Below are 13,920 nucleotides of genomic sequence, written 5' to 3'. Positions count from 1 at the left end.
GGTCATCGCTGCCGCTCCAGCGCTTCCAGCCGGCGTTGCAGGAAGCGCAGTTCGGCCGGATCGCGCACGTCGCCGCCCTGCAGCAGCGCCCCCGCGACGGTGCGCGCCGCCTCCAGCTCACCCATATCCTGCAGCACGAAGATTTCCAGTTCCCGGGCCCATGGCGGCGCCTGCGGCGCCAGCGTCCGCACGGCCCGGGCGTAGCGCTGCGCCCGCGGCAAGTCGTGCAGCCGGTGCCGGGCCAGCAGGGCCGCCTGCACCATCCACGGCCAGCGCCGGGCCGGGTCGGCAGCAAAGGCCTGCTCGACGAAATCGAGCATGATGCGCAGCCGGGCCGGATCGGGCACGGCGCCGTACACCCCCGTTGCCGCGGCCAGCGGATACTGGCTGCGCGGGTCCAGCAGCAGCGCGCCCCGCAGCCAGCCAACCACGCGGCCGTAGTCGAGGGCATGCAGCGGTTGACTGGCGCCGGCCTGTTCGTCCCATGCCTGCAGCGACAGCATCAGCACCCGGGCCAGGGCGGCATCGTCGCCCAGGCTGGCAAGGCGCAACAGGGGCGGAGGTGGCGCTGGCGGCAGGGCGGCCGCGACGGGCCGGGCAGCGGGCCGGATGGCCTGCCAGCCGATGTGCGCGGCCAGCGCGCCGGCCAGCAGGAGACCGATCCATCGGGGAGCGGGCCGCAGTGCCATCAGAATTGCCTGCGGTACAAGTCGAACAGGCTGGCGGCCAGCAGCAGCAGCAGCGCCAGGACGGTCTGGACCAGCACGGCTCCCAGGTCCGACGGCGTACCGGTGCCGTACAGCAGCCACTCGGTGCGGGCGAAGCCATCCAGCCGCGGCAACAGCCAGGCCACGACGTCCGTGGCAAGCGCCAGCAGGCGCGTGCCTGCGTCACGGGCGGTCGTGTCACCCAGCAGCTGCAGGGCCGTCAGGCTGCGCGCCAGTGCGTAGAAACCGAACGTGGCGCAAAGGGCCGGTGCCACGTTGCCCAGTCCCAGCGCGCAGAAGGTGGCGAAAGCGGCGACGATCCACAGCTCGCACAGCAGTGTCGCGGCCCACAGCAGGGCCGGCCAAAGGGAGGTCGTCGCGGGCAGCAGGATGGCCAGCGCCAGCAGCGCCGGCAGCAGGGCAACGGCGCCGAAGCCGGCCAGGCGGCCGCACAGCCAGGCGGCGCGGGCAATGGGCAGGGTCAGCAGCTGCTCAGCCTGCTTGTCCTGGGCTTCGCGTACCGTACCGGCCACGGCCAGCGTGGCGACGATGCCGGCCGTGGCCAGGCGCAGCAGGGCCGCCAGCAGTGCCAGCCGGGTCGGGCCGGCCTCGACCAGCGCCACGCCATGCAGGAACACAGCCAGCGCCGCGGCAACGGCCGCCAGCCCGGCCAGCAGCCACGGCAGCTGGCTGCGCCACGCCTCCAGCACGGTGGCGGCAGCGATGGCGCGCACGGCACGCAAGGTGCCCCAGCGGGGCATGCGCGACCCGTCCCTCATGGCAGGCGTTGCGCTGCCACCATCCGGTTGAACAGGATGTTGGGCGAAAGCCACAGTACGATATCGTCGTATGGCCCGCCCGGGGTGGCGGGATTGTCGCTGGCGTCGCGTCCGACGAAGGCTGACCCGTCCGTGATGGTGTTGGCACGCTCGTCGGCATGATTGGCGGGGGCCGGGGCGGTCCGGATGCCCAGCTCGCTGAAACCGCCGTAGCCGTTGCGCCCGGACGACAGCAGCACGGCGGGAATATCGCCCGGTGCCGTGGCCGCCACCAGGTTGCCGGCGGCGTCGCGGGTGGCGATCGTGATGTCGCGCGGCGTATTGAGCCGGAAGCGCGTCGCACTGTCCGTGAAGCCGGGCGAGACGCTGTACAGGTAGAGGTGGCCCCAGCTGTCGAGCCGGTTCACGCCCAAGGTGGCCCATGGCAGGAAGCCGATGCGGCGCCCGCCCGTACAGTCGTCGCCGGCCCGGTCTTCCAGGCCGCTGGCGGCGGACGCGGCGGGGCAGGGCAGGTAACCGTTCAGCACGGCAAAACCCATCAGCGCTTCGCGCGCCTCTTCCATTGCCCGGCGCGTGTCGGCGATGCGGCGCTGTTCCAGCTGGGTCGAGATGGGCGAGATCAGGCCGCCGATCAAGAGCCCGACGACGATCAGCACGACGGCCACTTCGACCAGGGTAAAGCCTTCCAGGCGTGCGCGGGGGGCATGCATGGCGGTCATGGCAGCGTCCTGGCCGCGGCCATCCTGTCGTACAGCCTTTGCAGCGGCAGCGCGACCACCACGTCGTCGAACGGCCCGCCCGGTGCGCGCGGATCGGCGCTGGCGGGGCGCTGGACGAATTCCAGCACCCCCTCGTCGTTGCCGAGTTCGTCGATATTGGCACGGGCGCCATTGGCCTGGGGCCGGCCGTCGGCGCCCGTGCCGAGATTGTCGCGGCCCTGGGAGAACACGACGGCCGGTGCGCAATCCGTGGCCAGGGTGCAGGTTTCCTGGCCGACCACGTAACGCAGCGCGCCATTGCCGTCGCGCGACAGCAGCCGTTTCGTCGGCACCGAGGAAAGACGCACGATGGGCGCCGTCGTGTACAGGGGCGTGACGCTGTAACGCAGGCGCTTGCCCCAGCTGTCGGTGCCGTCGATGCCCAGGGTCACCCACGGCAGGAAACCGCTGCATGCGGCCTCGTCGGCACAGGCCTCGTCCGTTTCGCGGCCGTCGGTGGCCGAGACGGCCGGGCGCGGAAGCCGGCCGTGGGTGGCGGCAAAGCCCGTCAGCGCGTCCGTCGCGGCGGCCATGCGCACCAGTGTCTGCTGCTGGCGTCGGCGTTCGTGGTCGCCCCGGCCGAAGACGCCGATCAGCACGGCGGCAAAGGCGACGCTGGACACGCTCAGCAGCAGCAACAGCGCCGCGCCCCGCTGGCGGCGGCGGTCAGTGCGCATCGATGACCGTGCCATTGGCGGGATCGTAGGTCTGGCCGGGCTTGAGCTGCACGCTGCGCCCTTCGATATCGACGGTGATGCCCTTGCCCGCCGATGCTGCCGGCATGCGGGTCTCGTGCGGCACCTTGTCGACCCAGACGGTGGCGCTGCCGTCGCTGCGGCGTACCACGCCGCCCAGGTGCACGGGCCTTGGCGCCGGCGGTGGCGGTGGCGGGCTGTAGGCATCGGCGGGCGCGGGCATGCCGGCCTGGGCATTCTGGGCGGCCGCGCCTTCGCCGGTCAGGTACTGGCCGCGCAGGTCGGCGGCGTTGCGCTGCTGGTCCAGCCGCATGCGGTCGGCCGGCGTCGTAAACAGGCGGCCCATCGTCGTGAATGTCGTCTGGGCCGCTGCCGGCACGGCCAGCGTGGCCAGCACGGCCAGCGCGGCCAGGCGCGCGCGAACGGCGCTCATGGGCGCGCTCCCGTCACGCGCGTGGCGGCCGGCTGCGTCAAGGTCAGCCAGTTCAAGGTGCAGTCGGCCGTCATGCCCGCGGCCAGCGGCGTATTGCCGGCGCTGGCGGCGCGGCGAATGGTGCAGGCCTGCACGGTAAATACGCCTCGCTGGCGCAGGTCGGCCAGGAAATTGAGCAGGTCCATCTCATGCAGCATGTCCAGGTGCACCGTCATGCGGCTGCCCCGCAGCTGATACCGGCCCGTCGCGACGGGGCCCACCAGCTTGTAGGGCTGCTGCGGGTCGATCTCATAGGTCAGCGGCAGCAGGTGACGCTGCTCCTTGATCTGCCGGATCGCCTCGACCCATTCCAGGCGGTTCTCGATGCCGACGAAGTTGCGCTGGCGTAGTTCCGTGAACAGGGGCTGGTAGGTGCGGATATCTTCCTTTTCCGCCTCGACGTGGACGAAGCTCTGGCGCGCCATGTCGCGCGCGTCGCGTGCCTGCGCCTCGGCGGTGCGGGCATCGTACAGCTGCCAGTAGCTCACCACCACGCTGGCGACCGTCAACGAGGCCGTCACGCCCAGCGTGATGAAGGCCGTGCGCACGCGGCCGAAATGGCGGATCCAGAACGGCAGCGGCACGCGCGGCCGCGTGTTCGGCGCGCGGCGCGTGGCCGAGCCGACACCGGGGGAGGGCGTATCGATGTTCATGCGGATCGTCCTTCGGTATTGCGGCGGGTCGTCATCATGGTGTCCACACCAGGTCGAGTGTGAAACGGGCCCGGCTTTCCGCCGTGCCGGCGCGGCCGACGCTGCCGCTCAGCTTGGCGTTCGGGCGAATATCGAAAGGCAGTTCGGCGATCTCCACGGTGACGCGGGGCAGGCCGGCCAGGCGCTGGGCAAACGCGTTCATGCTGATCAGTACGGTCCGGTAATTGTCCTTGCCGGCCAAAACTTCGGCCTGCAGCCGCAAGGTCTGTGGCGGCGCCTTCGGGATGCCCAGCGCCAGCGACGACGTCGGGGCCACCAGGGTAGGCGTGCCGGGGGCGGCGCCCGGCGCCGTTTCCGTCGGCGCGCCCGGCACCGTGGCGCGCCATTCCAGCTCCGTGAGCTGGATCTGCGGTGACTTTTCCAGCGCATCGCTGACCATCGTCAGCATGTGCAGGGGCCATGGCCCCTGCTGGGCCACCATGCGCTCGATCTGCACGGCCGCCTTCATGTTGGCCGTCTTGTCCAGGGCCGGCGGCATGCTCGACATGCTGTTGCGGTAGGCCGCCTGGTAGTGCGCCGTTTCCGAGCGCAGGCCCCGGGCATTGCCCTGGGCGACGTTGTAGCCGACCAGGTTGGTGACGGTCCAGGCCACGCAGACGGCGCCCAGCACGGCGCTGGACGCATACAGCGACAGACGCTGGCGCCACAGCAGGTAGTCGCCGCCCCGCTCGCCCAGCGGGTAGTGGCTGTCCGGTTCGCCGCGCGCCAGCAGGTACAGCAGCACTTCGTCGGCGCGCTCCGGGACGCCGTCCATCTGCAGGGCGGCGGCGGCCGCGTCGAGCGGCACGAAGTGGAAGGTGGTATGGGGACCGTTCTCGCAGACCCGGCCCAGCTGTTCGACGACGCCGGCCGGCATCAGCACCAGCACGTCCAGCATCTCGTCCCGCTCCAGCAGGCGCACGCTCGTCAGGAACTGCTGCGTGCGGCTCGTCTCCGGCTCGATGGCCGCGGCCACGTCGGTGCCTTCGGTGGGCTGCACGAGGCGCGAGAATTTCAGCTGGCCGTCGCGCAGGTAGGTCTGGCGCAGCCCGCCCGACTGCATCGTCACCAGGAGCAGGTTGGGGCGCTGCATCTCCAGCTTGTCCAGCAGGGCCGGCGCCAGCAAGGTGGCCGAGTAGACGCCGGCCAGCGGCGCATGGGCCGCCTCCATCGCGTCGAGCCATGGCGTGACGAGGGCCGGATTGGTCAGGGCCGTCAGCAGTACGATGTCGTCGCGCCGGCCTTCCTCGCTGCGGCCCTGCACCAGCGCCGTACGGAACGGGCTCTCGCGGTACTGCTGGAACAGGCGGCGCTGGCGCAGGCTGCGGCCCGGCTTGCCGCCCACGTGCGGCATCAGGTGGCGGGTGAAATCCTCCTCGATGACATCGACGACGAGGTAGGCCGGCCGCGTGCTGTTTTCGCGCAGGTAGGCGCGGAATTCCTCGACCCCGGCGCGCGTGGCGGCAAACACCACCGGTGCCGACAGCGCGCCCCGTTGCCATTGCCAGGCCTGCAGTTGTTCGCTGGTCAGGTAGAAAAGCTGTTTTGGGAACATGTCAGATCCTGATCGCGCTGATCGTGTCGTAGATCGGCCCCAGCACCGACAGCATGATCCAGCCCAGGAGCAGCCCCAGCACAAGGGTCATGGCCGGTTCGATCATGGCTTGCACCCGCTCGACCTGTTCGCGCACCTCCCGATTGTAGAAGTAGGCGACATTGCGCAGCGCACCGTCCAGCGCGCCCGTGGCCTCGCCCACCTTGAGCATGCGGATCACCAGTTGCGGGAACAGGCCCGTGGTGGCGAAGGCCGCGGTGACGCTGTGGCCGTCCGAAATGAGCCGCGCGGCGCGGCGCAGCGCCTGGGCCACGACCCGGTTGCCGACAATGCCCTCGGACAGGCGGATGCATTCGAGGATGGTGATGCCCGACGCGTACATCATGGCGAAGAAGGTTGCAAAGCGTGCCAGGATAATCTTGTGCAGCACGGGGCCGACCACCCACGCGTGCAACTTGAAGCGGTCGAAGGCGTACGCCGTGCGTTCGCTGCGCTCGATGCGCCAGCGTATCGCGAACCAGGCCGCGACGGGCAGGCCGATCAGCAAATACCAGTAGCCGATGAACACATTCGACACGACGATCAGGGCCTTCGTGTGCAGCGGCAGTTCGCGCCCCATATTGCCGATGAAGGCCGTCAGCTGCGGCACCAGGTAGATCATCAGGAAGAACGTCACGGCCGTGACGACGACCAGCACGACACTGGGGTAGGTGACGATCTTCCTGGTCTGGGCGGCCAGTTCGTCCTGCCATTTCAGGCTGTCCGACAGGTCGCGGAAGACTTCGTTGACCTTGCCGCTGGCCTCGCCCGCGCGCACCAGGCTCGTAAACGTCAGGTCGAACACGTCCGGGTGGGCCGCCAGCGCCGCCGAGAGCTGCATGCCGCCCTCGATGCTTTCGATCATGTCGGTGATGATCTCGCGAAAGCGCAGGTGGTCCATATTGTCGCGCAGGTCGTTCAGCGCTTCGAGCAGCGGCACGCCTGCGCTGGCCATCTGTTCCATGTGAAAACAGAAATTGATCAGGTCGCGCAAGGTGACGGTGCGCCGCCCCAGTGCGCCGGCCACCTGCACCCGCTGGCGGGCCTGGCGGTAGTCGATCAGGTCCAGCTCCATGCGCGACAGGCGCAGTTCCAGGTCGAGCGCATTGATCGCATCGATATTTCCCGGCACGATCTGGCCGCTGGCGTCCATGGCCCGGTACAGGAAGTTCGGCATGTCAGGTCAGCCTGTCCGTCAGGTCGACCACGCGCGACACCTCGTCCAGGGTCGTCACGCCTTCCAGCACGCGGCGCATGCCGTCGTCCACCAGGGTGCGAAAACCGCTGGCGTTGGCGGCCCTGCGCAGTTCGCGCAGCGAGGCGCGCCGCGCCACCAGTTCGTCCAGCTCGGCATTCATGCGCAGCAGTTCCATGATGGCCAGGCGGCCCCGGTAGCCCTGGTGGGCGCAGCGTTCGCAGCCGACGGCCCGGTACAAGGTGGCCGGCGGCGCCTCCGGGGCCAGCCCCAGCAGCCGCCGTTCCAGCGTGTCGGCCGTGAACGGTGCCCGGCAGTGCGGGCACAGCCGGCGCACCAGGCGCTGGGCGATGATGCCGATGACGTTACCGGCCAGCACATCGGCGATGACGCCGATATCGAGCAGGCGGGGAATCGCGCCCACCGCCGAGTTGGTGTGCAGGGTCGAATAGACCTGGTGGCCCGTCATCGCCGCCGCCAGCGCCATGTCGGCCGTCTCCTTGTCGCGGATTTCACCGACGAGGATGACGTCCGGGTCCTGGCGCAGGATCGAACGGATGCCGTCTGCGAAGCCCAGCTTGGTCGATTCGTTGACGGACGTCTGGCGAATCATGCTCATCGGGTACTCGACGGGATCTTCCAACGTCATGATGTTGACGTTTTCCGTATTGATGTGGTTCAGGATCGAATACAGGGTCGTCGTCTTGCCGCTGCCGGTAGGGCCCGTGACGAGGATGAGGCCGTCCGGGCGGGCGATCATCAGGCGCAGCACGTCGAGCTCCTGCTCGGCCAGCCCCAGCCCGTCCAGCGGCACGATGCCCTTCTGCCGGTCCAGCACGCGCAGCACGAAGTTCTCGCCGTGCGTGGTGGGCTGGGCGCTGGCACGGAAGTCGATCTGGCGGCCGGAAAAACGGATGGCGATGCGGCCGTCCTGGGGCGCCCGCGTTTCCGCGATATTCATGTTGCTGATGACCTTCAGCCGCACGGCCATGGCCGGCCAGTAGGACTTGTGCAGGCTGCGGATCTGCCGCAGGATGCCGTCGATGCGGTAGCGGATGCGCAGGAAACCCTGCTCCGGTTCGAAGTGGATGTCCGACGCGCCGTTCTGCACGGCATCAGCCAGCAGCGCGTCGATCAGCCGCACCATCGGGTGGCTGTATTCGTCGGACGTGCCCTGGTAGGGCACTTCACCCGTTTCGATTTCGTGCAGGATGCCGTCGATCGACAGCTCGAAGCCGTAGTACTGGTCGATGGCGCGCTGGATGTCCGACTCGTTGACCAGCAGCGGCGTGATGGTGATGCCCTTGACCAGCATCGCGTGGATCTGGTCCAGCGCCACGATATTGCTCGTGTTCGACATCGCCAGCACGAGGTTGTCCGTATTGCGCTCGTAGACGATGGGGAAGACGCTGTAGCGTTTGGCCACGTCCTTCGGGATCAGCTTCAAGGCGATGCCGTCGACGACCAGGCTGTTCAGGTCGGCGGACTGGGTATTCAGGTTTTCGCTGAGCGCCTCGCGCACGGTGGCTTCCGTGACGAAGCCAAGCGAGATCAGCAGGCGACCCAGGGGCTCGCTGCTGCGCTTCTGTTCCGTCAGGGCGATGCGCAGCTGATCTTCGCTGATGACGCCTTTCCTGATCAGTTGCCGGCCGAGGGGTATTTTTTCTGCTTGTACCATGTAGCAATCAGTTGTCGCCGGGCGCCGGCACGGCCGCCGACGTGGCCGGTGCCGAGCCGACCGTGGCCACGCCTGCACCGGGACGCACGGCGGCCTGGAGTTCCTGCAGGCGGCGCTGCACGGCGGCCCGGTCGAAGCCGGCCGTCCCGTTCAATGCCAGGGCCTTCTGGTAATAGGTGATGGCCAGGCGGCCCTGGTTCAAGCGGTCCAGCCCGACAGCCAGGTTGAAGGCATAGTCCGGGTTGCCGGGTGCGGCCGTATAGGCGCGGAAGTAGCTCTGCTGGGCTTCCGGCCAGCGGCCCTGGCGCGCGTACAGGTTGCCCAGGGCAAACAGCACGGGGGCCGCCTCCGGCTGGGTCTTCAGCACGTCATTCAGGCGCGACTCGGCGCGGGTGGCGTCGCCGCCGCGCATGGACACAAGGGCGGCCAGCGCGTCCGGGTCGTTCGGGTTCAGCTGCAGCAGCCGGGCATACACGGCGGCGGCCTGTTCGCCCCGGTTGTCGCGCAGCGCGACGGCGGCGCTGCCCAGCAGGGCGTCGCGGTTGTTCGGGTCCTGCCGCAGGGCAATATCGTAATGGTTGCGCGCGGTGGCGTAGTCGCCCGCGGTGAAGGCGGCGTAGGCGTTCTGCACGACGGGGTTGATTGCCGCGCCGTTGCTGCGCACGATGTGCACGTCGCCGCTATCGGGGGGGGCAGCGGCCGGGCGCGCCACGGACGCTTCGGAGTTGCGGGCGGGTTCGGCCATCTGCTGGCGCGCCATGTATTCCGCTTCGGCCCGCTGGGCTTCCGGATCGGTGACCTGCACGGGAGGCGCGGCCTGCACGCCGGCCTGCAAGGCGGCCCGATCCTGTACGGGCGGCTGGGCGTACGACGCCATGCCCTCGTCGCCGCGGCGCTGGCCGAGTTCGCCGGCCGCCGCGTCCTGCGCGTTCGCGGCCTGGCCGAAGGGCTGGTCCACGGGGGCGACGACGATGCCGGTGGCACCGGTGGCGCTCGGCGGTGGCATCGGCACCATCGGCAGGGCGGCGCCGGGACCGGGTGCCGACGTCGCCTTCCAGTACACATAGGCGAACGCCGCCACGATGATCAGCAGGATGCCGCCCAGCGCGGCAATGCGCAGCCGCGGCAGGTTCGGATTGGGCGGACGCGCATACGAGGCACCCGGGCGGCCCGGCCTGGCCAAGGCCTCTACACCAGGCTCGGCGTGAGCCGTGTCCTCGGACTTGGCAACGCCGGGCGAGGCCGGAGGAAGCTGGGCGCCGTCCTTGCGTGTGCCAGGCAGCTCATGGCGGGCCTGGGGCGGCACGGGATCGTAGGCCGCCTCGACGGCCGGCACCAGGGGAATCTGCGGTTCGGACGGAGCGGGGGGCGGCGCGGCCGGACGGTCCGCCCGTTCCAGCGGCTCCAGGCCCAGTTCCGTGCCCGTTGCCGGGCTTTCGGCGCCGGGCGGCGGCACGGACGAAGCCGGTGCTGCTGCCGCCGGCGGCAGCAGTGGCTCGAGCGCCAGGCCGTCGGCCTTGTCCGCCTCTTCCGGCGGCAGGCCGTCGTGGTGCAGCCGTTCCGCCTTCTTCAGCGCCTGCATCAGGAGGCTCATGGCTGTCCCGCCGGTACCGGCGCCGTCGTGTAAGGGTGGCGATTCAAGGGTTCATTGCCGGGCAACAGGTAACGCAGGTCCTTGTAGTCGCCCTCCATCGTGGGGTTCTTGACGACGATGGCGCGCAGGAAGATCACCAGCTCCGTCTTGACGGTGCCTTCGTTGCGGTGGGCGAACATGTTGCCCAGGCCCGGAATCGCCGACAGCAGCGGGATGCCGTTTTTCGTGTTGTCGACGGAATCCTGCATCAGCCCGCCCATGACGGCCGTCTGGCCGCTGTGCACCTTCATCACCGACTCCACTTCGCGCGCCTGGATCACGGGCACCTGGCTGGTGACGCCGGCCCGGGCCAGCTCCGGGTTGGGGTCCTGCACGTAGCTGACGATGCGCGTGATGGTGGGGCGCACATTGATGGTCACCTCGTCGGCATCGGAAATCTGCGGCGTGACGCTCATGACGAAGCCCACCGGTACGGTCTCGACGCGCGATTCGTAGGTGGCCGGGGTGGCGATGCCGCCCGAGGAATTCTGGATGGCCGGCGTGACCTTCAAGGTGAAGAAGATGTTGTTGTCGACCACCTTCAACAGGGCCGTCTGGTTGTTCATCACGCTGATCTTCGGGCTCGACAGCACCTGCACCTTGCCGAACGATTCGAGCAGGCTGACGGCGGCGGCGATGTCGCCCAGTTTGGTGACGGGGTTGGTGTAGTTGAAGGTGAGGACGCCCGTCGTCAGGCCGCTGAAGCCGGCCGACGGCGCTTTCGTGATGTCGCCCATGCTCAGGATCGACTCGCCGTTGCTGCTGATGCGCTTCCAGTTGATGCCCTGCTGGTACTGGTCCGACAGACGCACTTCCAGGATGGTGGCCTCGATCATCACCTGGCGCTTCGACGCGTTCTGCACGATATCGAGGAACTCGCGCACCTTTTCGTGCTGGCGACCCGTCGCGCGCACGGCGATCAAACCGCTTTCGGCATTGATGATGACGGACGGCGCCGCGCGCTGGGCCGTGCGGGCCGTCTGGGCTGCGCTGGCCTGGACACCAGGGTAGCTGGCGTCGCCCTGGGGCTGCGTGACCGCTCCGGGCAATCCGGGCTGGCCCGGCTGGGTGTACGGTTGCGGATAAGCGGCGCCCGGCTGGCCGACGGCGCCGGGCTGCTGGCCCTGCTGCTGCGCACCCTGGCTCGCCTGTTCGCGCAACTGGGCCAGCGGATCGACCAGTGTATCGTTCAGGTTGGTCGGGCGCAGCATGTCGCGGATGTTCTTTTCCAGGCTGTGCCAGAAGTTATTGTCGGCCCGGTTCGTGACGGAGGTCGTCGAGTTGTTGTTGCCGCTCGTGGACAGGCTGGTGCCGGCGCTGGCGATCGTGCCCTGGCCCGTGTTCGACCCGGTGGTGTTGGTCGTGCTGCCGGCCGCGCCGCCCGTGGTGGAAATCTGCGTGGCGATATTGACGCTGCTGCTGGTGCTGCGGGCGATATTGACGTAGTCGATCTTGTAGTTGCGCCAATGGGGCTGGTCCGGCAGCACCAGCAGGGTGCCGTCGTTCAGTTCGTAGCGCATGTCGACCTGGCGCGAAATGCGCTCGAGCAGCTGCGGCAAGGTCTGGTCCAGCGCATTCAACGTCACTTCGCCTTCGATGGCGGGATGGATGTCGATGTTCAGGCCGGCGTCCCGCGCCAGCGCGAACAGCACCGACGCCACCGGCAGCCGGTGCACGGTGACGCTGTAGGTCTCCGTCTTGCGGCTGGCCTGCGGCGGTGGCAGCACGGGACTTTGCTGGACGGGCTCGGGGATGACGCCGGGCGGCCGCTGGGGCTCGCTGACGTGGGCCGGCGAGATCGGCAGCTTAGGCGTGGCGCATGCCCCCAGGAGCGAGCAGAGCAGAGTTGCCGCGACTTTATTCATTGTGTGCCGAGTGGTGTTGATTTGCTGTAAAGGCAATAATCATCTTACAAATCGCGTCAAACATCAATTGTGTTTGTGCATCGTGGCCGTTTGCCCATGCCGGCGCCGGGATGGGCGGCAGCGAATCGGCATGTGCCCGCAGCGGCCATGCCAGCCACAGCAGAAGGGCCGCCGCGCCTGCCGCGGCCACGCTTGCGGCCAGCCATGCCGGCCGCCGGCCCGCCGGCGCGGCGAAACGGCATTCGGCCACGGCCAGCCGCACATGCCGGTCGCGCACGGCCACGGCATCCTCGGCAAACGCCGCCATCATCGCCTTGTCGGCAATGATATTGATGCGCCGGATGATGCCGCCGGAAGCCCGGGCAATGCGCCGCACGGCCGCATTGCTGAACAGGGCGCCCCCAGTATACCCTGCCGCGCGCAGGCGGCACAGCAGGAAGGCGGGAACGAGCTCGCGCGGCAGCGGCGGCACGAAGAAACTGTGGGTGATCCGTTCGGACAACTGGCGCATGGCGGGCAGCGCCAGGTGCTCGTCCAGCTCGGGCTGGCCGAACAGCACGATCTGCAGCAGCTTGTGGCTCGACGTTTCCAGGTTCGTCAGCAGGCGGACGGCCTCGAGCGTGTCGAGCGGCATGGCCTGGGCCTCCTCGACCAGCAGTACCACCTGGCGGCCCCGTGCATGGCGGGCGATCAGCTCCCCGTTCAGCAGGCGCAGCACTTCGTCGGCGCGCCGGCCGGCTGCGTCCAGCCCCAGTTCGGCGGCGATGGCAAACAGCACGCCGTCCGGGTCGAGGCGGGGATTGACGAGGTAGATGGCATCGATGCGGGGCGGCAGGCGGCCGGCCAGCATGCGGCACAGCATGGTCTTGCCGCTGCCCACTTCGCCCGTGACCTTGATGATGCCTTCGCCCTGCGTGACGGCATACAGCATGGCGTCCAGCATGTCCGCACGGCTGTGGCCGCCATAGAAGAAGGCGGGATTCGGCGTGATCGAGAACGGCGCCCGTTGCAGGCCGAAGTGCTGCAGGTAGACGGTACTCATGCGATGGCGGCCAAGAAAGCCCCCTCCAGGTCGGCCGCGCCGAAGTGCGCGCGGCAGGCGTCGGCCGTGCCGTCGAAGCGCAGCGCGCCATCGTGCAGGATGACGATGCGGTCGCACAACTCGTCGATGTCGGCCAGCGCGTGCGACGTCATCAGCACGGCCGCGCCGCTGGCCCGGGCGTGGCGCAGCGCCCGCTTGAACAGGGCCCGCGCCTGCGGGTCCAGGCCGCTGGCCGGTTCGTCCAGCACATACAGGCGCTTGTCCAGCAGCAGGCAGCCGGCCAGCGCCAGCTTCTGCACCATGCCCTTGGACAACTGCCGCACGGGCCGGTCCAGCGTGGCCGGGTCCAGTTCCAGCGCCGCCAGCATGGCCGCGCGGCGCGCCGCGCCGCATGGCTGGCCGTGCAGCGCGGCCAGGTAGCGCAGGTATTCGTTGCCGTTCATACAGGCGGGCGGGTTGCACCGCTCCGGCAGGTAGGCCAGCTCGGAGCGGGCCGACGGCTTGCGGTGATCGGCCCCGAACAGCGTGATGCGGCCGCCGTCCACGCTGCACAAATCCAGCAGGCACTTGAGCAGCGTGGTCTTGCCGGCGCCGTTGACGCCGGCCAGGCCCACGCATTCGCCCTGCGCCAGGTCGAGCGAGATACCATTGAGTATCGGCTGCCGGCCATGGCGTTTGACGACGTCGGCTAGACGCAAAGCGAACTCGGGCATGTCAGACAATCAAATAGTGACGATCCGCCACTGTAGCAAAGATCAGACGGAGTGCGCTAGCTTGCAATGACCTTCGGGCACAATGAGCATACAATGC

Annotated in this window: 13 protein-coding genes; all 13 read right to left on the bottom strand. The window is 68.9% G+C overall.

Annotated elements, in window-relative coordinates; genetic code table 11:
- Positions 1 to 2: 2 nt before the first annotated feature.
- Positions 3 to 689: a hypothetical protein gene (locus GM672_RS16865; RefSeq protein WP_155471701.1), complete on the bottom strand. Its 687-nt coding sequence runs from the start codon at positions 687 to 689 to the stop codon at positions 3 to 5.
- The gene (locus GM672_RS16860) at positions 689 to 1,468 is read right to left on the bottom strand and encodes an ABC transporter permease (RefSeq protein WP_155471700.1); all 780 of its coding nucleotides are present in this window, start codon (positions 1,466 to 1,468) and stop codon (positions 689 to 691) included. Before GM672_RS16860 ends, GM672_RS16865 begins: the two co-directional genes overlap by 1 nt.
- 14 nt (positions 1,469 to 1,482) lie before the next feature.
- Positions 1,483 to 2,205 (bottom strand): prepilin-type cleavage/methylation domain-containing protein, encoded by a 723-nt coding sequence (locus GM672_RS16855; protein WP_229417786.1) that lies wholly within the window; start codon positions 2,203 to 2,205, stop codon positions 1,483 to 1,485.
- Positions 2,202 to 2,921 carry a hypothetical protein gene (locus GM672_RS16850; protein WP_229417785.1) on the bottom strand — a complete coding sequence of 240 codons (720 nt, stop codon included), beginning with the start codon at positions 2,919 to 2,921 and terminating at the stop codon, positions 2,202 to 2,204. The genes GM672_RS16855 and GM672_RS16850 overlap by 4 nt, the downstream gene beginning before the upstream one ends.
- A complete protein-coding gene (locus GM672_RS16845; protein ID WP_155471698.1) occupies positions 2,911 to 3,372 on the bottom strand; it encodes a hypothetical protein in 462 nt (153 codons plus the stop codon). Before GM672_RS16845 ends, GM672_RS16850 begins: the two co-directional genes overlap by 11 nt.
- Positions 3,369 to 4,064: a hypothetical protein gene (locus GM672_RS16840; protein ID WP_229417784.1), complete on the bottom strand. Its 696-nt coding sequence runs from the start codon at positions 4,062 to 4,064 to the stop codon at positions 3,369 to 3,371. Before GM672_RS16840 ends, GM672_RS16845 begins: the two co-directional genes overlap by 4 nt.
- 34 nt (positions 4,065 to 4,098) lie before the next feature.
- Positions 4,099 to 5,658: a hypothetical protein gene (locus GM672_RS16835; protein ID WP_155471697.1), complete on the bottom strand. Its 1,560-nt coding sequence runs from the start codon at positions 5,656 to 5,658 to the stop codon at positions 4,099 to 4,101.
- Position 5,659: 1 nt separating this feature from the next.
- A complete protein-coding gene (locus GM672_RS16830; protein ID WP_155471696.1) occupies positions 5,660 to 6,874 on the bottom strand; it encodes a type II secretion system F family protein in 1,215 nt (404 codons plus the stop codon).
- A gap of 1 nt (position 6,875) precedes the next feature.
- Complete coding sequence (locus GM672_RS16825) at positions 6,876 to 8,570, bottom strand: GspE/PulE family protein (protein ID WP_155471695.1); 1,695 nt, start codon at positions 8,568 to 8,570, stop codon at positions 6,876 to 6,878.
- 7 nt (positions 8,571 to 8,577) lie between these two features.
- A complete protein-coding gene (locus tag GM672_RS16820; RefSeq protein WP_155471694.1) occupies positions 8,578 to 10,164 on the bottom strand; it encodes a tetratricopeptide repeat protein in 1,587 nt (528 codons plus the stop codon).
- Positions 10,161 to 11,930 carry a pilus (MSHA type) biogenesis protein MshL gene (gene mshL, locus GM672_RS16815; protein ID WP_371867077.1) on the bottom strand — a complete coding sequence of 590 codons (1,770 nt, stop codon included), beginning with the start codon at positions 11,928 to 11,930 and terminating at the stop codon, positions 10,161 to 10,163. Before mshL ends, GM672_RS16820 begins: the two co-directional genes overlap by 4 nt.
- 130 nt (positions 11,931 to 12,060) lie before the next feature.
- Positions 12,061 to 13,110, bottom strand: coding sequence for an ExeA family protein (locus GM672_RS16810; protein ID WP_155471692.1), 1,050 nt, complete (start codon positions 13,108 to 13,110; stop codon positions 12,061 to 12,063).
- Entirely contained in the window at positions 13,107 to 13,823 is a 717-nt protein-coding gene (locus tag GM672_RS16805) for an ABC transporter ATP-binding protein (protein ID WP_155471691.1), read from the bottom strand. The genes GM672_RS16810 and GM672_RS16805 overlap by 4 nt, the downstream gene beginning before the upstream one ends.
- Between the last annotated feature and the right edge of the window lie 97 nt (positions 13,824 to 13,920).

Origin of the sequence: Pseudoduganella buxea (genome assembly GCF_009720835.1) — a bacterium.
GTDB lineage: Bacteria > Pseudomonadota > Gammaproteobacteria > Burkholderiales > Burkholderiaceae_D > Rugamonas > Rugamonas buxea.
The sequence above is the reverse complement of the archived record's forward strand: the minus strand, read 5'-3'. Positions and strand labels throughout refer to the sequence as shown.